Genomic DNA, 21,784 nt, shown 5'->3' on the forward strand with positions numbered 1-21,784 from the left:
CCGCCATTAAGACTTGCTCTTATGGCACGGCTTTCCTGTACTCCCCGAAACGATAAATTGATTCGATGATCCCCCTAACTGCGAACCAAGAAGCCGCCAGTCGCGCCGCCTGCTACATAGCCAGGGAGGCGATTGACACTGCGGAAAAACATTTGCGCGATATCCTTTCGATCGCCATCCAGCATGCGCCGCCGCGTGCCGCCGTAGTGGTATCGGATGCGCGCTGCGATCTTGCGATCGCCCTGACGGAAGCCTACCGGCGCTGCTTGCCCGGCGCCACATTCATCGACTTCGACGGCGTCGCGCCGGACGCTGTGCTGGCTGCTTTTTCGGCACTGGAGGCGGACGACCTGGTGATCCTGATTCAATCCACCAACTTCCGCCTTGAAGCATTCCGCATACGGGTTGAACTGTTCAAGCGTGGACTCAAGGTGATAGAGCATCCGCATCTGTCGCGCATGCCAGGGCCGCAGGCTCTCCACTACATCGAATCGCTGGCGTATGACCCCGGCTACTATCGCGGCGTCGGCTACGCCTTGAAAGCGCGGATCGACAGCGCTCGCACGGGCGTGGTTGAGAGCGGCGGCGAGCGCCTGGTGTTTGCCTCTCCGTTCGAACCGGCCAAGCTGAACATCGGCGATTACAGCGAGATGAACAACGTCGGCGGCCAGTTCCCCATCGGCGAAGTATTCACTGAAGCGCAAGATCTGGAAGCCGTGAACGGCCGGGTGCGCATTTTTGTTTTTGGCGACACTTCATTCCGGGTCAACCGGCCGCCACAGCCGATTACATTGGTGATCGCCAAGGGCCGGGTCAGCGCGGTGCTGGATTCAACGCCGGATTTCGACCAGGTGCTGGCCAATATCCGCGCCGATGAAGGCGAAGTCTGGCTACGGGAATTGGGCTTTGGCATGAACCGCGCGTTTTCGCGAGACCGCATGGTCGACGATATCGGCACCTACGAACGCATGTGCGGCATCCATCTGTCGCTAGGCGCCAAACACGGCGTCTATAACAAAGCCAACATCAAACGCGCCAACGCCAGATATCACATCGACGTTTTTGCGGTAACCGATGCGGTCTATCTTGATGACGAACTGGTCTATCGAAACGGCGCCTGGCAAGTTTGAGCCACGGCGTGCAGAGATAGCCTCCCAGGATCATATAATTTTTACAATTACTCCGAACCGAGATGCACCTATGGGCCTCATCGACAAATTATTAGCGGGAGTGACGAAGCTGCCAGCTTCAGCAGCCTCGGCGCCGGCAGACAGAGTGCTGGTCCGGGTTTATCTGGATACCGCCGGCCGCGTCACCGATGTGAAGATCAAAAAGAGCTGCGGCGACCCCGAGCGCGATGCACAGGCGCAGCGGGAAATCATGAACATGCGTTTCGCCAGCAAGGGGAAAGCTGCAAAAACATCGCACAACTGGCACGATCTGGCTTACACCTTTCATGACTGAACACGCGCTATAACAAAGCAAGCGGCCGTCAGATCAGATCGCGGTTAGCGCCGTCCAGCTTGCGCTCAACTCATAGCCAGGCAAGCCATATCCGGCCATATCCAGCCATATCCAGCCATTTTCCCAGTCTCTCCTCAGGCGTCGCTCAGCCCTGCCAAACTAGCAACTTTGCCGCTTTGCCGCCGTTTCCCTGCATATGGGAATGCAAATGGCGTCTATTGAGCTCGCATGATGGGTTCGCAGTCGTCAATACCCTAAGCTGTATTCGCCGAGCTCACCATCCTTTCAAATGACGAGCAGTCTAGCTACCAGGGTTCGGCGTTTGGTTGCTGGCTATTCAAATAGATAACATGAGACACCCTGATGACGGTCGAGTGACGGCCGCTTCAAGGACATATAAGGAGCAGCTCGATCATGATGGAACAACAACTCCAGCCCCAGCCTGTTGTGGGCCTGGGAGAACCTATCGCCGTCGGCGCAGGTAAACTCGATCAATACTTTCAGATTACCGCACGCGGCAGCACCCAGCGCCGTGAAATAGTCGCCGGCATCACCACTTTCCTGGCCATGGTGTACTCGGTTTTTGTGGTGCCCGGCATGCTGGGCAAGGCCGGCTTCGATGTCAGCGCGGTGTTCGTTGCGGTCTGCCTGACTACCGCTGTCGGCTCGCTGCTGATGGGCTTGTGGGCACGTCTGCCGATCGCCGTAGGCTGCGCGATTTCGCTGACCGCTTTCACCGCCTTCGGCCTGGTGCTCGGTAAAGGTTTGTCGCCAGCCGTGGCGCTCGGCGCGGTGTTCTTGATGGGCCTGGTGTTCACTGCCATTTCCGTCACCGGCATCCGTTCCTGGATCCTGCAAAACCTGCCGGCCGGCGTGGCGCACGGCACCGGCGTCGGCATCGGTTTGTTCCTGCTGCTGATCGCCTCCAGCGATGTCGGGCTGGTGGTAAAAAATGCCGCCCCTGGATTGCCAGTGGCGCTCGGCCACATCACCGCGTTTCCAGTGGTGATGAGCATCATCGGCCTGGCCGCCATCTTCGGTCTTGAGCGACGCAAGGTGCCGGGCGGCATCTTACTGGTGGTGGTCGGCTTGTCGGTGATCGGCCTGATCTTCGATCCGGCGGTCAAGTTCACCGGTGTGTTTGCGATGCCGGCCTTGAGCTCCCCTGGCCACGCTTCATTGATCGGCGCGATGGACATCAAGGGCGCACTCAGCATGGCGGTGTTGCCAAGTGTGCTGGCGCTGGTAATGACGGCAGTGTTCGACGCCACCGGCACGATTCGCGCAGTCGCCGGCCAAGCCGGGCAAGTCAATGAAAAAGGTTATATCCACAACGGCGGTAAAGCGCTGACAGCCGATTCCCTCAGCTCGATTTTTGCCGGCCTGGTTGGTGGCGCACCTGCTGCCGCTTACATCGAATCGACGGTAGGCACAGCCGCCGGCGCCCGCACCGGCCTGACTGCGGTGGTAGTCGGCCTGTTGTTTCTGGCTGTGATTTTCTTTTCGCCGCTGGCCGGCCTGGTGCCTTCCTATGCGACTGCTCCGGCATTGATGTATGTCGGCTTGCTGATGCTGGGCAGTGTTAGCCGGATGCACATGGATGATACGGTCGACGCCATGGCTGGTTTGGTATGCGCGGTGTTCATCGTACTGACATGCAACATCGTAACCGGCATCATGCTTGGTTTCTGCACGCTGGTGATCGGCCGCGTGGTATCAGGTGAGTTCCGCAAGCTGAACGTGGGCACAGTCGCGATTGCGATTGCACTGGCGGTTTTCTACGCCGGCGGCTGGGCGATCTAAGACCTTACACATATTCCCGGGTACCTCGACTTTTTTAGTTCTCCTGGAACAGTCGATTTGTGGCAGCGCCTCATGGCGCTGCCTTTTTTGTTTTTGGCTTGCATAGCCTTTTCATAAAATAGTGACTGGCGCAAATTGATGAGAGCAGCGGTAATACGCAATGTCCATGAAAAAATGATATGAGCGAACGCTTGTAATACCGGCAGGATTTATTAGTCTGAACCTGACCTCATTGAAAGAGGGATCATCGAAGGGTGATTCGGTTTTATGGAAGTTATCTTGCTATTTGCTTTACTGATTCCGGCTTCAATCATCGCGGTTTGCATCATCGATGAAGTGTATCAAGAGTATGTTCGACGTCACTATTATTGAACATGCGATTGAACACGCGGTCGTGATTAGTGATTGACGTCAACCACGCCAGGCCGATAGTTCCTATCGCCCAGGCCATTCGCAAGCTGGCCATCAGCTCGATCTGCGATATCCCCCTTTTTCTGCAGCTTTCCGGTTTGGAGTAGAATCGCTTCAGATTGTTTTCGGACAAGATAGACAGCCGAAAAACACCCCCATTACAAATACATGTTGATTGATCGGAAGAAATAGTGACGTTCATTTCTTACGCACAAAATTTCGAAGATATCAGGTTGTGGCGCGTACTCAGACATGTCGAGAACGGGTTTTATGTCGATGTCGGCGCAAATCACCCATCGCATGATTCGGTAACGCGGGCATTTTACGAGCGCGGCTGGAACGGCATCAACATTGAACCGGTTCAAGAATTTTATGACCCGCTTTGCCAGCAAAGACCGAAGGATATAAACCTTCAATGCGTCGCCGGCGACGCCAATGAAGCCCGCACTTTCTACGCTGTGGCCGGAACCGGGCTCTCGACTGCTGATGCCGATACCGCCCAGCGCTATAGAGACTCCGGCATGCAGTTGCAGAGTCAAACCGTCACCTCCAGAACCCTGGCCTCGATTTGCGAAGAACACGTGCAAGGCCCCATACATTTTCTGAAGATAGACGTTGAGGGCCACGAAGAGTCCGTGCTGCGCGGCATGGATTTCAGCAAATGGCGGCCTTGGATCATTCTGGTAGAGACACCATGGAACCGCGATCAGCCGTGGGAAAAGATCCTTACCGATGCCTCTTACCGCCCGCTCCTGTTTGATGGCCTGAACACCTTCTATCTGGCAGAAGAACAACTGCACTGGTCAGGCGCTTTTGAAATCCCTCCCTGCAATCTGGATGAATTTCAGTTTTGCTATGGCCATAAGTTCAGCCATCCCGTGGCAGAGTTTGAGAATGCGTTATTGGAGGAGAAGCAACGCGCCGACCGCGCCGAGGCTCAGCTCGAAGCATTTAAACAGAGCCGATCCTGGCGCGCAATTCATAGGCTGAAAACCATTTTGGGCCGGCGCTAGCGCTTCTTACCGATTTCTCGCCGATTCCCTCAGAACTTGTAGATCAGCGTGGCTTCCGGGTAGACCCCGCTGCGCCCGCCACGGCTGGCTGTCAGGATACCTATCTCGCTCCAGATGTGAGCGTTAGGCGTGTATCGCAGCGCTAAGGAATAAATCCGTTGGTTAATACCGTTCTTGTAGTCGTCGTAGCGATAACGGAGCAGCGAAGACAAATCGTCCCGCCATTGATAATTCAACAAAAACAGGCTCTTGCTGTGGATGGAATTATCCAGATCCGGGTTGGTAATGTAGGTAGCGGATGCCTGGGCCCGTTGCGTCAACTGATATTCCACTCCCGCTTTCACCAGGCTCGTGGTGCGCAGATCATGGGTCGTCGTCGGGTTGTCGTTCAGGTCCCGCAATCCGCCTGCACCCGCCACCGTCGCGAAACGTGGCGTCCACTGTGAGTGAAGTTCAAGCTCGAGTTTGGTCGAGTTGTACGACTGCTGGGTGGTTTTCAACCTGCTCGGACGGTAGGTGTAGGTCACTGTCCCCACTTGTTCGGGAGTGATGGGATAGGTATACCGCGCACGATATTCGTTGAACCAGTCGATGGCGGAAAAATCAGTCACCGGGGCAAAATAAGAATATTTGGATCTTCTGTACCTGAGTTCCAGGAAATTATTCAGGCCGAAATAGTGCGTGTAAGTGGCCTTCTCATCTTTGCGAACATACGCTCCCAGGCTTTCATCTTTAACGTGTTCCAACTGGATGTCTTCACGCGATAACAGCGGGGTGCCGGCACCGTAAGTCTCGGTTCGAAAAGCAAGATCCCTTTCGTACTTGGCATAAATCCGCGGATTGCTCTCGCGCGCAAAATCGTAGGCGGCTTGTTGCACTTCCTCGTCTTTAGGCCAGCGCTGCTGGGCAGCGGCATAACTGGCTGCCGCCTGATTGAAATCGTGGTTCAAGCGGTAGGTATTGGCGATTCCCAAGGCGGCATTGGAATCGTCCGGTTCCAGCGCTGCGGCTTTCTCGTAAGCTTGCTGCGATTCTGCGAGGTGGCCTTTCCAGCGAAGTATCCTGCCGATGCCGCGCCATGCATCGGCATTTTTCTCGTTCCTGGCCAGTTCGTCGCGGTAAATCTGCAATGCTGCATTCCAATGGAAATCTTGAATTTCCTGGTCGGCCTTTTCAGCATAAGTCTTTTCTTTTTGCGGCGGCGCGGCATCGGTATCCGAGGCTGACGCGTAGATCGACAGGCAGGCCAGAATTGCGCCGCAAGACAACATGTTTCCCTTCGTTTTGAGACTCATTTATGCGTCCTTTCTCAAAGAAATTGCTGCTTCAAGGTGACTTCAAGGTTACTTCAAATACGGTATGACTCCTGAGCGGGCATCTCCGGCGTTCACCGCCGTTACCGATTCGGCGCGGCGTCAAGCGCGATCCGGATAGTCCTTTCCCAACTCAAGTTTTTCCAGGGCCTGCCAGTGCGAAGCAGTGAGATCCTTGCCTGGTGTAATCCAAATATTCTTACTGCCGGCTCTACGGGCCGCGCGTATGGCATGGGCCATCTGCTCAGCGTCGATAGATCCTCCCTTGTCATCCCATAGTCCGATCGAGTGCCAATAACGGTCCGCGCCAAAATTGCGGCTCAGGTATCTGGCAACCTTGCCTGCGACCCTCGGCGGCAAACGGTCAATGGCAAAATAATCCCACACTACAAGCTGATCTACCAAAGGCAACAACAAACGATAGTCCTGGCCATTTTCACTGCTGTTGCGCGTCAGGTTGTCACGGCTCACCCTGACATCCATCAAAAGTTGCTTGCCATGGGTTCCTGCAATTGCGGAAAGTCTGGCAACCGTCCTGGCTACTTGTTCCGAGCGCCATTTTCCGATGGCCGGATGCTGCCGGTCTATCCGTCCGCCGAAATGGCGTGGCCAGTCGCTGCGCCCGGACGCCTCTGCGAATGACGCGCGGCAGCGTTCATCGTAGCAATGAACGTCATAAAACATTTCCGTTATGCAAATTGAGTCTACCTCAGTTTTAGCGGCAAGTGAACGGAATGCTGCATCGAATAATTCACCATATTCTCCGTTTGCCAGGCAAGTGGAGCACACCACGTCGCGGCTATGCTTGCCCTTGACATCAACCGCAGCAAATTGCGGGTTCAATTGTAAGTAACGGGGGGCCAATGCGTCCAGCGTCGCGGTCGTCTTGTATCCTCGCGCTGCTAACGCCGCAATGGTCTCTCCCAGCAAGTCGACCTCCGCATCATGCTGTTCCGGACTCCACCATTGTTCATGTCCCGGCCACTTATAGAACGTCCAGTCGGGCCGGCCGGCGGAGATTGCGACCCTGTCAACATGCTTAGCTCCGCTGGACTGAAGGAACCACTGTAACGCTTGGCGCCAGTCGGGCCAATCGGAAAAGTGGATCGAAACGGTAAGGTTGCCGCCGACGGGTTTTTCGGGCTCAAACATTTGTCCGATCTGATTGAGATCGTCGGCGTCGATCTGCATCACAGAAGTCGCCGCCGCAAGGCCTGCGACTGTGACCCCGCCTAACACCAACCGGCGCCGCCAAGGGTCTTCCACCATAGGCGGCTGGTTGGGGTTTCTCCGCTCCAGTTTGTTCCAGTCCGTGGCGTGAGCCCGCGCTTCGGCCCAGATCGAGTAAATCACCACGGCGGTGTAAAAATAGCTCAGCGGGAGCAGGACTAAGGTATACGGCAGAAACATCAAGTCACGCAGCGACTTGTCCAGCAAAATGGCGGTCACCGCGACGGTTAGCAAGGACCCGAATCCCAGGTAGGCGACCCATTCCATGTTCTGCACGTTGACCATGCCCGCATGCAATGCCGCTGGCAACAGGAGTAAGTTGAGCGCTTGCAGGACCGGAATAACCACCATGTTGAATAAGTTAAGCAGCAGGTACAGGCCGAAGCCGCCGAATTTCGGATGCCCGATCATGTCGCGGTGCATGCGCATGACGCAGATGTAGCTTCTGATCCAGCGGACTCTTTGCCGCCACAGGCCGCGCAAGGTGTGCGGACATTCCGCAATCACCTTGGTGCTGGCGCCATACACGATGCGGACGCCGTAGCGGTGCAGTCGAAGCGTGAGTTCCAGGTCTTCTCCCCAGACCTCTCGGAAGCCGCCGATCGCGCGCAGGATATTGGTCCGCACCATGCCGAGATTACCGGGAATGATGGGTAATATCCGCGCCATCGAAAGTGCGCGGCGCACGAAGCCGGTTCCTATATGAGAAGTTACAACCATCAGCTTTTGCAAGGCCCCGCGCGGATTGAGCGGAGTGTCGTTGCCGCTGAGTGCGCCGATCTCGGGATCGGCAAAGTAGGCCACGCCATTGCGGATTGTGTCTTTTTCAAAAATGGAATCGGCGTCGGAGAACAGGATGATGTCGCCGCTGGCAAGCGCGATTCCAGCATTGAGCGCCGAGGCTTTGCCGCCATTTCTTTTGGCCCGGTAGCGAATCAGGCCGGCGTTAATGAACGGCTGGATTTCGCTTGCAGTGGCGTCGGTCGAGCCGTCGTTGATGACGATCACCTCAAAATCGGGATAGTCGGAATCGAGTATCGACTGCACGCTGAGGCAGATCGTCCGCTCTTCGTTATAGGCCGGCACCAGCACGCTCACGCGCGGCATGTAATTAGCGGCCCTGGCGCGCGCCATGAGCCGCCGCTCCCAGAAGGGATATGAAAATGCCAGCGGGAAATAGGCTAGCGATAGCAAACCGAAATAAAAAGTGACGGCGCCGAACAGCAATAGCGGGGAAAGTAGCAAGTCCGTCATCCGCCGAGATCCCCTGCTTCGTAAAGTTCCACCAGGGCGTCGAAGATTTCCGGCGCCTTCTGCGTATGAGCGCCTATCCGCGCGTTGATTTCAAGGACGTGAGCGAGGCCATTGCTATCGCGCCGGATATCCATATCCAACGGTCCCACCAACTGCAAAGCTCTGGCGGCGGATAAGGCAAGCTCGTACACATCAGGAGCGCTGACCCGTGCAACTTCCAGCGCGTTGCCGGTGCGCCCCTCGCGCAACGATTTCTTTTCGAAGACGGTGGCAGCCATTGTTCTCATCTGTTGATCCGGGCGAATCATCAATAGCACATCATATTCCGTACCCGGCATAAATTCCTGCCACACCAGGTTGTTGCCGAGGCATTCCCATTCCGTACCAGGCCCCGTATCAGGTCCGTCATGCACGACCACCTGCCGCCCGCCGCGGCCGACTCTGGGTTTGGAAATACAGGGAAAACCCAAGGGCACGACTGCCGCCGAAGCAGGATCGCCAATGGCGCTCTTGGGCACGGCGACGCCGGCCGCCATCAGACTTTGCGCCGTGAGCCATTTGTCGTTGCAGATTGCCACCGCTGCCGGATTGGCCATATAGACGGCGATGCCGCGACTTCGATATGTAGCCGCACGTTCGGCAATCGGAACCAGCTCCTCTTGCACCGTGGGGAAAAGCCACGCTATGTCGTGAGCGCGGCACAGTTCTTCTAGTTGTTCTGCGAATTTCGGATCATGCGCCGGCGGCACCAGGAAGAAGGCATCCGCGCAATGATCGACGGCAACCATATCGACTGCGATCACGCGAAAACCCTTGCTCTTGAGCGCGTGCATTGCTGCCTTGCCGGAAGGCCCGCCGGCGCCGGTTACTAAAATATTTCTTGCTTTAGTCATCGTCGCCTCCGGCAATAGATTGAATCGTTACACGGTAAATCTGACGGCTTCGAATGCTTCAGCAGCACGCAGGCGCGCTTGCCTGCCGCGCACCCTCGCCAAACTTTGCACCACGTCCTGCTCCAGATAGGGTCGGGACGTGGTTTGACTTGCATGACATTTCAATGCCTTGATTTTGTATTCCAGATACAGCGACACGTCGATATAGCAATTGGGTTGGAAATCGGGAGGGGTATTTGGATTTTCATAGCAGAGTATGGTCGGCACTCGACGCGCTGCCTCCATCGTTGCCAGGAACACGGTATGGTGGTCGCAATGCAGATCATGGCGATTATGCGTGAACACCACATCCGGATGAAGTTGACGCGTGACTTCTTCGATGACGCGCTTGATGTCGTCTTGCCGGCTCGCCAGTTTGGTATCGGGGAATTCATGGACAGTCAGGCTGTCGAGCTTCATGACCCGGCCGCCTTTCTCTGCTTCCTTTTTACGCGGATTGCCGGCTATCCCCAAGACCTTGTGGACACCGCCTTCGCCGGCGGAAAACACAATCCCGTGGGTTTCATGTCCTTCTACTTTGTAGCGCAGCAATGCAGCTCCGCAACCCAGTTCGATATCGTCCGGATGTGCGCCAACGGCCAGTACGATCAATTTTTTCTGGGATTTTGGCATGAACCTGATCAGCCAGATGAGATTGAAAATGACGAACGCCAGCACCAGGAAGCTACTGAGTTGCAACGCATAAAGGATTGCCGGGTTGGAATGTATGCCGCTGGTGAATTCAAGCGCGCCGTTGGCTGGCAACAGCACAGCGAGAAGCGGCAAGGCGCTGATTGCTCGCCTGGCCGGCGTCGGCAGCCCGGTTAGCAACAGACGGAAACGGAAAAGCTGATACGCAACGAGTATCAGTACGGTCGAATATATGCACAGCAAGACCGGCTCTTGGAAGGAAAACATACACACCCCCTAAAGAAAGGCTAGGTTGCAAGCGAAGCGTTATGGGATGCTTTATTCCATCAGCATTGGCAAAATGTCATTCCATGCTTTGACTACCGCTCGTCCAAGTCCCGCCATACTGATCGCGGAGAAGATACAAATAACCAAAAGACACAACATATTGTGTTGAAACCTTAGCGTGCTCGCTTGCTCTGTAATAATTTCTCTTTCCTTGACTAAGCTTGAAGCGTTCAACAAGAGATTTTTTTGAGGAGAGTTCACCAAGATTTTCAGCGGTGTCGCTAACACTAGATATCTTAATAATAGAATTATTAGTAATGGTTTTTACGACTAAACCTTGTCGGTTTCAGCCATGTTTTATGTCTGTTTCAGACATGTTTGATGAAAGCGGATGAGTGATCAGATCGAATCCAATGAAGCTGACTAGCGTCCGTTTCGGATGGTCGTAACTGGCCGTTTTCGCGCAGCGCGTCAGACGTTTCTCGCCCGCCTACTCGCCCCCTATCAACCGTAATTTTGACATTGCGTAATTCGGTGGGCGGTACAGGTACAGCGATCAATTGCATCAATGATGCGAGGCGCCTGGCTGACGGGACGCGCTGGAAAACACGAGCTGATTGAAATAATGCTGCAGCGCCATGATCTCTCGCGCCACATTCACCGGGAAGCCCTGCCGGCCGCCCCGGTTATCGAGCAAGAGCTGCTCCAGGAATCTCATGCACACTGCCGGCCGCTCCCAACTCTGGGCCAGTTGATTGGTAATCCGCGGAAAATATCTGGCCAGCTCCCACGGCTTTTCATTGGCAGGCAGTTTTGCAAACCACTGGTAAGTCGGCTCACACAAATCGTGATCTTTCCGATCTTCCAGGCGCCGCAAAAGCTCCCACCGCTTCGCCTCCGTTTTGGGCGCATCATCGACGCCATCAAGCACCGCCTTGGCCTCGACGATGGATACCTTTTCAAATGCCAATGGGCTTAACTCTGTATTCATCGACTTCATACCTGCCTCCAATTAGTGCGTGACTATCACATTGGGCATTAACGGCTAAGGCAGGAAGTTATTTAGACAAATCGGCCTTCCTGATGCTTCCAGAAAACTGCATCAGTGTCAGCGACCGAGCGGCCCAAAACATAAATCCAGAAAACTCCTCGATAAATATTTTGTATATGCCAACAAATTCGACATCCGTTTATGTTCGGTTACAAATGAATTTTTAAGTTTTGATTTCACCTGCCGTAAACCCCAACAACGGCGCAGTGTTTGTGACGCCGCGTCCCCGGAAGCATTGGCGTTGTTGTATCGATAGTCGACAGGCGTATCCCGTGCAATGTTATTTATTGTCCATCAAGATTTTCTCACTATTAAAAAAACAATGAATATCTCTAATCTGAAAATATCCACCAGACTCACCGCGCTATCGACATTGCTGATACTGACCTCCGTCTTGATGGGAATGATCGGCTGGCGTTCGCTCTACGAGAGCAACGCACGGACCGCCGACATGATGAAGAAAGCGGCTGACTTTCAATCAGCCGTGAATCTTGCCAGGAAAGCGCAGGTTGATTTCAAAATAGAGATCCAGGAATGGAAAGATCTCCTGTTAAGAGGTAATGACAGCGCTGCGTTTGAGAAGTATAAAAATGCCTTTGTAAAAAAGGGCGAGGAATCCAGAGACGGGCTCAAACAGTTAGGGCAAACGCTCAGTCAGTTGGGCCTCGACACGTCGCTTATTGCAGAGGCGAACCAGACCAATGCCGAGCTGGCGAAAAAATATCTGTCTGCCCTCACCCAGTTCGATCCGGCAGCAGCGGGCAGCGCCCACGTTGTCGACAAGCTGGTCGCAGGGATGGATCGCGAGCCGACAAAAAAAATCGATGACATCGTCGCCTTCGTTGCGCAGCAGTCAAAGGACTTGATGCAGCAAAGTGAAAACGAGGCATCGCAAAGCAATGCTCTGGCGTTGCGGTTTTTACTGGCGGTGGTAGTCATCGGCACAGCGATCGGCAGTGTGCTGACCTACTGGATCATCAACGGTATCACCGGACCATTGCGTTCTGCCGTCAAGGTAGCCCGCACAGTTGCCGACGGCGACCTGACCAGCCGGATCGAAACCGGGCGCAAGGATGAGATTGGCGAATTGCTGGGCGCCTTGCATCAGATGAATGAAAGCTTGCAGAGCATAGTCGGCCGCTGCCGCAGCGGTATCGAGACGATGGCCTCGGCCTCGGGCCAGATCGCCTCCGGCAATCTGGATCTGTCGGCACGTACCGAACAGCAAGCCGCATCGCTGCAACAAACCGCGGCGTCGATGGAGGAACTGACGTCGACGGTAAAACAGAATGCCGACAATGCGCGCCAGGCCAATCAACTGGCCGCATCTGCTTCCGGCGTTGCGCTCGAGGGCGGCGCCGTGGTGTCGCGGGTGGTGGCGACGATGGGCTCGATCCACGCTTCAGCCAGAAAAATTGTCGACATCATAGCCGTGATCGACGGCATTGCGTTTCAGACCAATATCCTGGCGTTGAACGCCGCGGTAGAAGCCGCGCGCGCCGGCGAACAAGGGCGCGGTTTTGCGGTAGTCGCCGCTGAAGTGCGAAATCTGGCCCAGCGCTCGGCGTCTGCGGCAAAAGAGATCAAGGCCTTGATCGGCGATTCGGTGGAAAAGGTCGACGCCGGCAGCAAGCTGGTCAATGAAGCCGGATCAACCATGGAACAGATCGTCAGCAGCGTCAAGCGCGTGAGCGACATCATGGCGGAGATTACCGCGGCTGGCGAAGAACAGAGCGGCGGCATCGAACAGGTCAATCAGGCGATCGGGCAGATGGATCAGGTTACGCAGCAAAATGCCGCACTGGTCGAGGAAGCCGCCGCTGCTGCTGAATCGCTGAAGGAGCAGGCCGCCAACCTGGCGGCGGTGATCAGCGTGTTCAAGCTGGATGCAAAGCTGGATGCAGAGCTGGGTGCAGCCCAGCCAGCCTCAATCCTGTCCATGCGCGGCAGCGAGGTCGGGACCAGCGCAGTACGGCCACAGTCACGGCCGCCACTGCAACCACAGCGCCTGGTCGCATGATGTCAGTGCATCGCCACAGCCGCCAACGTTGTTTTTTGGCTCTATGCCAACCCATTATGGGTAATAACGCAGATTCCACGGCGCCACGACGTAATCCCCTCCAGACGAATGGATCGAGTGTGTTACCTTGCCTGCTACGGGCATTCCTTCGAGTCCCGCCCATCAGTTAGTTGCGTTCAGCCAACTAAAAACCAGGAGCAGGGATATGTTCAGCACACCTGATCCAAACCAGAATCATCTGCTGGCCGCGTTGCTCGATGCAGAATTCGATCGCCTGGCGCCACATCTGGAGTTGATCCCGATGCGGCTGGGCGACCTGCTCTACGATTCCGGCGGCAAGCTGCATCATGTCTATTTTCCAACCACTTCGATTGTCTCGCTGCAATACGTCCTGGAAAACGGCGGTTCTTCCGAAATTGCCGGAGTTGGCAACGAAGGCATATTGGGAATTTCCATTTTCATGGGCGGCGATACCACGCCCAGCCGCGCTGTGGTGCAGACTGGCGGTCATGGCTATCGTCTCAAGTCGCACATATTGATGGAAGAATTCAAGCGTGCCGGGCCGGTGATGCGTCTGCTGCTGCGCTACACCCAGGCTTTGCTCACGCAAATGTGCCAGACCGCCGTGTGTAATCGTCATCATTCGCTGGATCAGCAATTGTGCCGCTGGCTCCTGTTGACCCTGGATCGCCTGCCTTCGAATGAATTGACGATGACCCAGGAATTGATTGCCAATATGCTGGGGGTGCGGCGCGAAGGGGTCACCGAAGCAGCCGGCAAACTGCAAAACCTCGGTTTCATCCGCTATCGGCGCGGCCATATCACGGTGTTGGACCGGGCTGGTCTGAACAGCAACGTTTGCGAATGTTATGGCGTCGTCAAGAAAGAATTTGCGCGCCTGTTGTCGGATGTGCACCAGCGTCAAGGCAAGCCGGCGCCAATCTCACCAATCCCGCCGGCCTGATAGCGCAAATGGCGCAGATACTTGCAGCAGAAACCATAGGCAATGCCAAAAGCAGCGTCTTGCAATCATTACAGATTCACGATCACCTTGTTTGAGCCGAGGCTAGCGCTCAGTTGTAAGTCCATCGAAATCTGAATTTATGCCCTCCATAGAAAACACCTCTGTCGAACATCTGTCGCAAGCAGTACAGCAACCATTGCTGAAGGCGGGGGCTTTGCAGAATGCGATTTTCAACAGCGCCAATTTCTCCTGCATAGCCACCGACGCCCAAGGCGTGATCCAGATTTTCAACGTTGGCGCTGAACGCATGCTCGGTTATATGGCAGAGGATGTAGTAGACAAAATCACACCGGCGGGCATTTCGGATGCGCAGGAACTGATTGCGCGGGCCGCATCCCTGAGCCTTGAGCTGGATACCCAGATCACTCCGGGTTTCGAAGCACTGGTATTCAAGGCCTCGCGCGGCATTGAAGATATCTATGAACTGACCTATATCCGCAAGGATGGCAGCCGTTTCCCGGCGATGGTGTCAGTCACCGCCCTGCGCGATGCCCAAGACAAAGTGATCGGCTACCTCTTGATCGGCACCGATAACACCGCACGCAAACAAGTCGAAGCGGAGCAGGCACTGCTCGATCAGCGCCTGCGCGATCAGCAGTTCTACACCCGCTCATTGATCGAATCGAATATCGACGCCTTGATGACGACCGATCCGCGCGGCATCATCAGCGACGTCAACCAGCAGATGGAAGCCTTGACCGGCTGCACCCGCGATGAATTGATCGGCGCGCCGTTCAAGAATTATTTTACCGATCCGGAGCGTGCCGAAGCAGCCATCAACCGTGTGCTGCACGAAGGCAAGGTGACCAACTACGAGTTGACCGCCCACGCCAGGGATGGCACGGAAACCGTAGTCTCGTACAACGCGACCACCTTCCACAACCGCGACAACAAGTTGCAAGGCGTGTTCGCGGCGGCCCGTGACGTCACCGATCGCAAACAATTCGAGCATAAGCTGCAGGAAAATAACGTCGAACTGGAAAATGCGAAAGCGGCTGCCGAAAAGGCCAATCTGGCGAAATCGGATTTCTTGTCCAGCATGAGCCATGAATTACGCACCCCGCTCAATGCAGTGCTCGGATTCGCGCAGTTGATGGCGTCCGATATACCGCCGCCATCATCGGCGCAGAAGCTGTCGATTGACCAGATTTTGCAAGCCGGGTGGTATCTGCTGCGCCTGATTAATGAAATCCTTGATCTGGCGATGATCGAATCGGGCAAGGTGACCTTGTCGCAAGAATCGATGTCGCTCACCGAGGTGATCCAGGATTGCCAGGCAATGATCGAGCCGCAGGCGCAAAAGCGCGGGGTAGAGATGACCTTCCCTCTTCTCGACAGTCTCTTCTATGTGCATGCCGATCGGACCAGGGTCAAGCAGGTGATGGTCAATCTGCTGTCGAATGCGATCAAATACAATCGGGCCGAGGGCAAGGTGGTTGTCAAATGCGAGATGAGCGGTAAAGACCGGGTCCGTGTCAGCGTTACAGATACTGGCGCCGGCCTGACCCCGGAACAGCTGGCGCAACTATTCCAGCCGTTCAACCGGCTCGGGCAAGAGAGTAGTATTGAAGAAGGTACCGGCATCGGCCTGGTGGTCACCAAGCAATTGGTGGAGTTGATGGGCGGCGTCATCGGGGTCGAAAGCAAGGTCGGCGTCGGCAGCGTATTCTGGGTCGAACTGCCCGCATCAAGCGCGCCGGAACTAGCGTTTGACAGCATCGACAAGATCGACGTCGATAAAATGGATCATGTTACAGTGCACGCACAGCAATCCCAGCGCACGCTGCTGTATGTCGAAGATAATCCCGCAAATCTGGTCCTGGTCGAGCAATTGATTGCGCGCCGCGGCGATTTGAAATTATTGACTGCCATCAATGGCCATCTGGGCATCCAGATGGCGCGCGCGCATCAGCCGGATGTGATTTTGATGGATATCAATTTACCCGGCATCAGCGGTTACGGCGTCTTGAAAGTCCTGCACGAAGATGCGGCAACAGCGCACATCCCGATCATGGCGCTGTCGGCCAACGCCGTCCCGCGCGATATCCAGAAAGGCATGGACGCCGGCTTCTTCCGCTATTTGACAAAACCGATTGAGGTTGTCGAATTTATGGACGCTCTCGACGTTGCGTTGCGTCATGCAGAACAACTTGGTTTATTGGCAGGTGAACTGGCAGGTGAACGACTTTCTTTGGGAACAACGTAATGCTTGAAACATCCGAAATTCTAAAGGCCAGCATCCTGATCGTCGATGATCAGGAAGCCAATGTCCTGCTGTTGGAGCAAATGCTGCGCAACGCCGGTTACGAACGCATCACATCGACTATGGACCCGCGCGCGGTCTGCCCTTTGCATCTGGCGCATCGCTACGACTTGATTTTGCTCGATTTGCAAATGCCGGAAATGGATGGTTTCCAGGTCATGGAAGGCTTGAAGGAAATCGAAACCGCCGGCTATTTGCCGGTGCTGGTCATCACGGCGCAACCGGCGCACAAGCTGCGCGCGCTGCAAGCTGGCGCCAAAGATTTTGTCAGCAAGCCATTCGATTTGATTGAAGTGCAGACGCGCATCCACAACATGCTGGAAGTGCGGCTGCTGTATCAGAAACTGGACAACTACAACAAGATGCTGGAACAGACGGTGCTGGAACGCACGGCCGAATTACGCGAAAGCGAGGCCCGCTTCAAGAGTTTGACGGAACTGTCATCTGACTGGTATTGGGAACAGGATCCGCAAGGAAAATTCACCAAGGTCTCGGGCCCGGTGTTTGAAATGCTCGGGATCGACCCGGACCACACTTCCGGCGCCACCGGTATCGTGGCGACAGGGCGATGGAATGAGGCCGAGCGTGCGCAACTGGACGACAATATTGCAAACCGGCGGCCATTCCTCGATTTTGTCTACAGTCGCCGCAAAGCCGATGGCACTCTGCAATATCTTCAGGTAAGCGGCGAGCCGATGTTCGATTCGACCAGCCTTTTTATCGGCTATCGCGGAATCGGCATGGATGTCACCGACCGCGTGCATCGTGATCAGGAGGAAATACACCTGCACGGTGACGCGGCTAAGATCGATAACAGCGCGGTTTAATTCGAATACCTCGGCGCGCCGGATGGCGCAGCCGGATTTGAAGCAAAATTCGCAGCTCGCTGTCTTGCAGCGAGCCGATTTTACTTAGTTAGCCCTTCCTTCTAGCCCCTCCTTCCCGTATTCCCGCCGGATCATGGCGCGACGGCGTCATGCCACTTAACTCCCCTCCCAAGCTACCGGGCCATCTCCCGCTATGCGTTGCTACAGCTCCTGCCCGCCAACTTCCCGACGCTATGTGCGCCTCCGTACGGATCTTGCTCAAAATCAAGCCTATAACAAGCTACGTCACGATCTGCATCACAACCGGCATCACGGCAATACGTCATTAGAACAAAGGGTCTCTGGAGAGAAGCAATAACAAAAAAACGAAACGCTGGCTCATGGCCCTGCTCGTGGCAACTGCAAAACCGCGTTTCTTGCAATCCAAAAATTAAAATCTAACTTATCGGGAAGTATATGAACAAATCCAATAGTTGCGCCAGAGGCCTGATATGGCTCATGACATTGCTGCTGTGCTGTCTGGCAGCAGGATGCGGAGGAGGCGGTGACGGCGGCGGCGGAAGCGCTGCGGTCACACCGCAGACGAATCAGCCCACAGTGATCTTCACCAATCCTGCCGCAGGCGCTACGGGCGTCGCGATCAACACCAAGATCACCGCCAGTTTCAGTAAGGCGATGACTCCGGCAACGATCACTGCAACGACTTTTACGCTGACGGCCCCTGGCGCAGCTGCAGTAACAGGAAGTGTGGTCTTTAACGCCACAGACAACATCGCCACCTTCGCGCCAACCGGCAATCTGCCGCCGAACACCAGGTTTACCGCCACGATTACCGCTGCAGCGCAAGATGCAGGAGGAGTTGCACTGGCTAGCAACTTTGTATGGACCTTTACCACCGGGGCGAGCGCAGACACCACCGCTCCCACAGTGATTTCCAGCAACCCGCTGAACGCCGGCACAGCCGTGCCAATCAACCAGAAAGTCACCGCCGTCTTTAGCGAAGCGATGGATCCCGCAACCATCACACCATCAGCATTTACAGTTACCGGGCCGGCCGCTACGCCGGTTCCAGGCACAGTGACCTACGCTGCCAGCGGCAATACCGCGATCTTTACCCCCATCAGCAATCTCGCAGCCAACACCACATTTACTGCGACCATCAGCAGCGGAACTCAGGATCTGGCGGGCAATGCACTGGCAAGTAACTTCACATGGACTTTTACTACCGGCGCGGTCGCAGACACCACCCTGCCCACAGTGATTTCCACCAACCCGGCTGATACCGCCAGCGGCGTATGCACTAGCAAGTCGATCAACGCCAGCTTCAGCAAAGCGATGGATCCCCTCACCGTCGGCAGCACAAGCTTTACGCTGACGGGGCCGGGCGCAACGTCAGTCGCAGGGGCCGTCGCCTACAACACGGCGGTCAACATAGCGACCTTTACGCCGGCAGCCAATCTTGCAGCGAGCACCACATATACAGCCACGATCCATGGCGGCGCCAAAGACCTCGCAGGCAATGCCCTGGCCAGCGACAAGGCATGGAGCTTTACCACCGGTACCACCGGCTGCGGCCCGATAGCGCCGGTAGCGCTTGGCGCGGCCGCCCCTTTCGGGAATTTAGGCGGCACCGCCGGCAGCACCAACAGCGGGACACTGACAGTGATTGGCGGCGATATCGGCAGCACGGCCACGACTGCTTCGTCGGTGACCGGATTCCACGATCTGGCGGGAGACGTGTATACGGAAACCGGGTCGAATAAAGGAACAGTGAACGGCAAGATCTACACCTGTACCGTCTCCACCCTTGGACCGACGTCTGCGGCAATCAATGTCCAATCCTGCGCGATCGCCAACCAGGCCAAAAGCGACGCCCAGACCGCGTTTAACAATCTGTCTCCAGCCTCATTGCCAGGCGGGACCGATCCAGGTTCCGGACAATTAGGCGGACTCACTCTGGCCCCAGGCACCTATCAAGCGGCAGGCGGCTCGTTCCAGATAACCGGATCGGATCTTACCCTGGACGCCAAGGGCGATGCGAATGCAGTCTGGGTTTTCCAGACCGCGAGCACGCTCACCGTGGGCGCTCCGGGAGCACCGCGTAGCGTCATCCTGATCAACGGCGCTCAAGCCAAGAATATTTTCTGGCAGGTAGGCACTTCCGCCACGATTAACGGCGCGGGCGGCGGCACCATGGCGGGGACCATCATCGCGTCTTCCGCAATCTCGTTCTCCACGGTCGGCAACGTACAGAAAGTGATACTGAACGGCAGAGCGGTAGGCTTGAATGCTTCCGTTACGATGACCAACACCATCATTAACGTGCCGGCGCCGTAAACCAGCAATCCCAAAGATCGGTTGAGTCATTTCTGCCGATCTTTTCAAGCCTTGATGAAGCGGTTAGCAGAAGTAGAAGTATTTTTACAGGAGCAGGAAATGAAAAAATATCTCACCGTCGCCGCAGGAATAATGGCCGGCGCCACACTAATGATAGCGAGCGCCCCAGCCATGGCAGGAGGCGTCGACGTCGATGTGAACATTGGCGTCCCAGGCGTATATCGAGCCCCGGTGTATATCCAACCGGAACCGGTTTATGTGCAGGAACGCCCTGCCTATATTCGTGAGGAACGTGAACAAGAATGGCGTGAGCGCCAGCTTAGGGCGCGTCAGTGGCAGGCAGAACGCGGGCACGATCGCCACGAGCGTGACGACCGTCAGGACGAGCGCCGCGGCCATGATCGCGGCGGACAGCATGGTCACGACGACTAATGAGCGGAATTTGATGTCGTTTCAAAGTTGAATGGATTTTGATTGCCACTAACCTAACTAGATGAGCGTTGACATGAGAACCTTCATACATTTGTATCGTTATTATCGACGCGGCGGTTACCACATAGTTCCAGCGGTGAAACGCGCTAGTCGCGCCTGGAGCCACGGATTTTAAATCGGCGTCTCGCTACTGTTTAGCTGACATGATGCTTGCCATATCCGGCATCGATCAGCAGCGCGTTGCCGCTGACAAAACGGTTGGCGTCCAATGCCAGATAGAGGACGCCGTCGCGACGTCGGTGGCCGAACCGCGGCTACCTTACATTTACGGCTCGGCCCTGGCGTTCAGTATCTGGGGCAGACTCCTCTGCCCCACATCGATTACCTCAACGCAGACTGCTTGATCTGCGGTGACATCTGAGGTGACACTACGGGGTAACGGTAAGGGTCAATCCAACGCCATTTTGCACACTGTTCGTGGGCATGCCTACAAATGTAGAGCTGTTCCCGCTAGAGCCCAAACCGATGGTCGCTTGCCAGATCGTCGGTGTCGTTGAAGTCGGCGTGACGGTCGGTTGTCCGGGGCCACTCGAATAAGTCCACTTGATGGGCAAATTGGAATCCATTTCAATGGTTTGTCCCGCCCGGATCGTATAGCTTGCCGGTTTCGACGTAAGCAATGTTTGAGGCTGAACAACACCGTTGATCTTTACAGTTGCAGCTAACTGAGGCGTCACGGTCACCATATAAGGCAAGGTCGCGCCAGTTATCGGGTACTGCGAAGTACAAGCCCGGTCTTTGCATAGCATCAGCGTGAGCGTCCCTTGATATACACCTGGGGCGAGCGTAACGTCAGGCACTAGGGTCGCGGTAAAGTTTGTGCTTGAGTTTTGGACGACAACCGTACTGCCAGTACGGAACACTGCCTTGTCTTCGGCAATAACCGGATAGGCGGTACCTGACGGTAAAGTACTTAATGTGGCGGTTACGCTAACTGTCGGATCTGCTGCTTGAGTCGTCGAATATTGCTTTTGGTTTTGAAAAAAACTGACTGCTGCGGTACTCACGTTAAATGTCACCGCAGTTGCTGCATTGCTGGCGCTTGGAGTGCCTCCGCCGCCATCGCCACCGCCACCTCCACCACAGGCTGTCAGCACAACAGATAACAAAAAAGATACATTTAATCGGATATTAAGACGCATATTGTTAACTTCCCTGAGTAATATTATTTTGTTGGTGCGTCTGGACGAGGATGATAAATAGCAAATAGATGCTACTTGTCGATTCTATAGTTAACATTTCCTTAAATCAATTTCCATCGCTGTTCCAAAAAAATAAGCCTCAGGCAGATATTTTCAATTCAAACGCTGGCCGAACTTAGCCGGCATGATGCCGGCCATAACTGGCGTCATTCACCAGTTCGTTGTCGCTGTGCAAGCCGCGTCGAATCCACTGCGTTTCCTCTCCATATCATCCGATGCATAAGTCAGAA

General features: G+C 55.4%; 16 protein-coding genes. 10 read left to right on the forward strand and 6 right to left on the reverse strand.

Annotated features, from left to right (window positions below):
• Positions 1 to 65 precede the first annotated feature (65 nt).
• The 4 genes from VNZ60_RS15890 (at position 66) to VNZ60_RS15905 (ending at position 4,691) form a co-directional block, all read left to right on the forward strand.
• On the forward strand, positions 66 to 1,130 hold the full coding sequence (locus VNZ60_RS15890) for a M29 family metallopeptidase (RefSeq protein ID WP_325660762.1): 1,065 nt from the start codon (positions 66 to 68) through the stop codon (positions 1,128 to 1,130).
• A gap of 70 nt (positions 1,131 to 1,200) precedes the next feature.
• Positions 1,201 to 1,464 (forward strand): energy transducer TonB family protein, encoded by a 264-nt coding sequence (locus VNZ60_RS15895; protein ID WP_325660764.1) that lies wholly within the window; start codon positions 1,201 to 1,203, stop codon positions 1,462 to 1,464.
• Between the two features lie 414 nt (positions 1,465 to 1,878).
• Positions 1,879 to 3,267: an NCS2 family permease gene (locus VNZ60_RS15900; protein ID WP_325660766.1), complete on the forward strand. Its 1,389-nt coding sequence runs from the start codon at positions 1,879 to 1,881 to the stop codon at positions 3,265 to 3,267.
• Between the two features lie 602 nt (positions 3,268 to 3,869).
• Positions 3,870 to 4,691: an FkbM family methyltransferase gene (locus VNZ60_RS15905; protein WP_325660767.1), complete on the forward strand. Its 822-nt coding sequence runs from the start codon at positions 3,870 to 3,872 to the stop codon at positions 4,689 to 4,691.
• Between the two features lie 29 nt (positions 4,692 to 4,720).
• Here VNZ60_RS15905 and VNZ60_RS15910 read toward each other — a convergent pair whose 3' ends face one another.
• From VNZ60_RS15910 to VNZ60_RS15930, 5 genes are all read right to left on the reverse strand, one after another.
• Positions 4,721 to 5,986: a hypothetical protein gene (locus VNZ60_RS15910; RefSeq protein ID WP_325660768.1), complete on the reverse strand. Its 1,266-nt coding sequence runs from the start codon at positions 5,984 to 5,986 to the stop codon at positions 4,721 to 4,723.
• A 120-nt stretch (positions 5,987 to 6,106) separates the two neighbouring features.
• A complete protein-coding gene (locus VNZ60_RS15915; RefSeq protein WP_325660770.1) occupies positions 6,107 to 8,488 on the reverse strand; it encodes a glycosyltransferase family 2 protein in 2,382 nt (793 codons plus the stop codon).
• Entirely contained in the window at positions 8,485 to 9,381 is an 897-nt protein-coding gene (locus VNZ60_RS15920; protein ID WP_325660773.1) for an ATP-grasp domain-containing protein, read from the reverse strand. Before VNZ60_RS15920 ends, VNZ60_RS15915 begins: the two co-directional genes overlap by 4 nt.
• Positions 9,382 to 9,408: 27 nt before the next feature.
• Positions 9,409 to 10,338, reverse strand: coding sequence for a PIG-L deacetylase family protein (locus VNZ60_RS15925; protein ID WP_325660775.1), 930 nt, complete (start codon positions 10,336 to 10,338; stop codon positions 9,409 to 9,411).
• A gap of 565 nt (positions 10,339 to 10,903) precedes the next feature.
• Complete coding sequence (locus VNZ60_RS15930; RefSeq protein ID WP_325660777.1) at positions 10,904 to 11,338, reverse strand: hypothetical protein; 435 nt, start codon at positions 11,336 to 11,338, stop codon at positions 10,904 to 10,906.
• A 373-nt stretch (positions 11,339 to 11,711) separates the two neighbouring features.
• Here VNZ60_RS15930 and VNZ60_RS15935 point away from each other — a divergent pair, with 373 nt between their 5' ends.
• From VNZ60_RS15935 to VNZ60_RS15960, 6 genes are all read left to right on the forward strand, one after another.
• Positions 11,712 to 13,409, forward strand: coding sequence for a methyl-accepting chemotaxis protein (locus VNZ60_RS15935; RefSeq protein ID WP_325660779.1), 1,698 nt, complete (start codon positions 11,712 to 11,714; stop codon positions 13,407 to 13,409).
• A 205-nt stretch (positions 13,410 to 13,614) separates the two neighbouring features.
• A complete protein-coding gene (locus VNZ60_RS15940; protein ID WP_325660780.1) occupies positions 13,615 to 14,373 on the forward strand; it encodes a Crp/Fnr family transcriptional regulator in 759 nt (252 codons plus the stop codon).
• A 139-nt stretch (positions 14,374 to 14,512) separates the two neighbouring features.
• Positions 14,513 to 16,639 carry a hybrid sensor histidine kinase/response regulator gene (locus tag VNZ60_RS15945; RefSeq protein WP_325660782.1) on the forward strand — a complete coding sequence of 709 codons (2,127 nt, stop codon included), beginning with the start codon at positions 14,513 to 14,515 and terminating at the stop codon, positions 16,637 to 16,639.
• Positions 16,639 to 17,523: a response regulator gene (locus VNZ60_RS15950; RefSeq protein ID WP_325660784.1), complete on the forward strand. Its 885-nt coding sequence runs from the start codon at positions 16,639 to 16,641 to the stop codon at positions 17,521 to 17,523. The genes VNZ60_RS15945 and VNZ60_RS15950 overlap by 1 nt, the downstream gene beginning before the upstream one ends.
• A 456-nt stretch (positions 17,524 to 17,979) precedes the next feature.
• Positions 17,980 to 19,860 carry an Ig-like domain-containing protein gene (locus VNZ60_RS15955; protein WP_325660786.1) on the forward strand — a complete coding sequence of 627 codons (1,881 nt, stop codon included), beginning with the start codon at positions 17,980 to 17,982 and terminating at the stop codon, positions 19,858 to 19,860.
• Positions 19,861 to 19,959: 99 nt separating this feature from the next.
• Positions 19,960 to 20,292 (forward strand): hypothetical protein, encoded by a 333-nt coding sequence (locus VNZ60_RS15960; RefSeq protein WP_325660788.1) that lies wholly within the window; start codon positions 19,960 to 19,962, stop codon positions 20,290 to 20,292.
• Positions 20,293 to 20,720: 428 nt separating this feature from the next.
• Here VNZ60_RS15960 and VNZ60_RS15965 read toward each other — a convergent pair whose 3' ends face one another.
• Positions 20,721 to 21,494: a hypothetical protein gene (locus tag VNZ60_RS15965; RefSeq protein WP_325660790.1), complete on the reverse strand. Its 774-nt coding sequence runs from the start codon at positions 21,492 to 21,494 to the stop codon at positions 20,721 to 20,723.
• Positions 21,495 to 21,784: the final 290 nt, after the last annotated feature.

The sequence above is a fragment of the Collimonas sp. genome (genome assembly GCF_035566375.1).
Lineage (GTDB): Bacteria > Pseudomonadota > Gammaproteobacteria > Burkholderiales > Burkholderiaceae_D > Collimonas.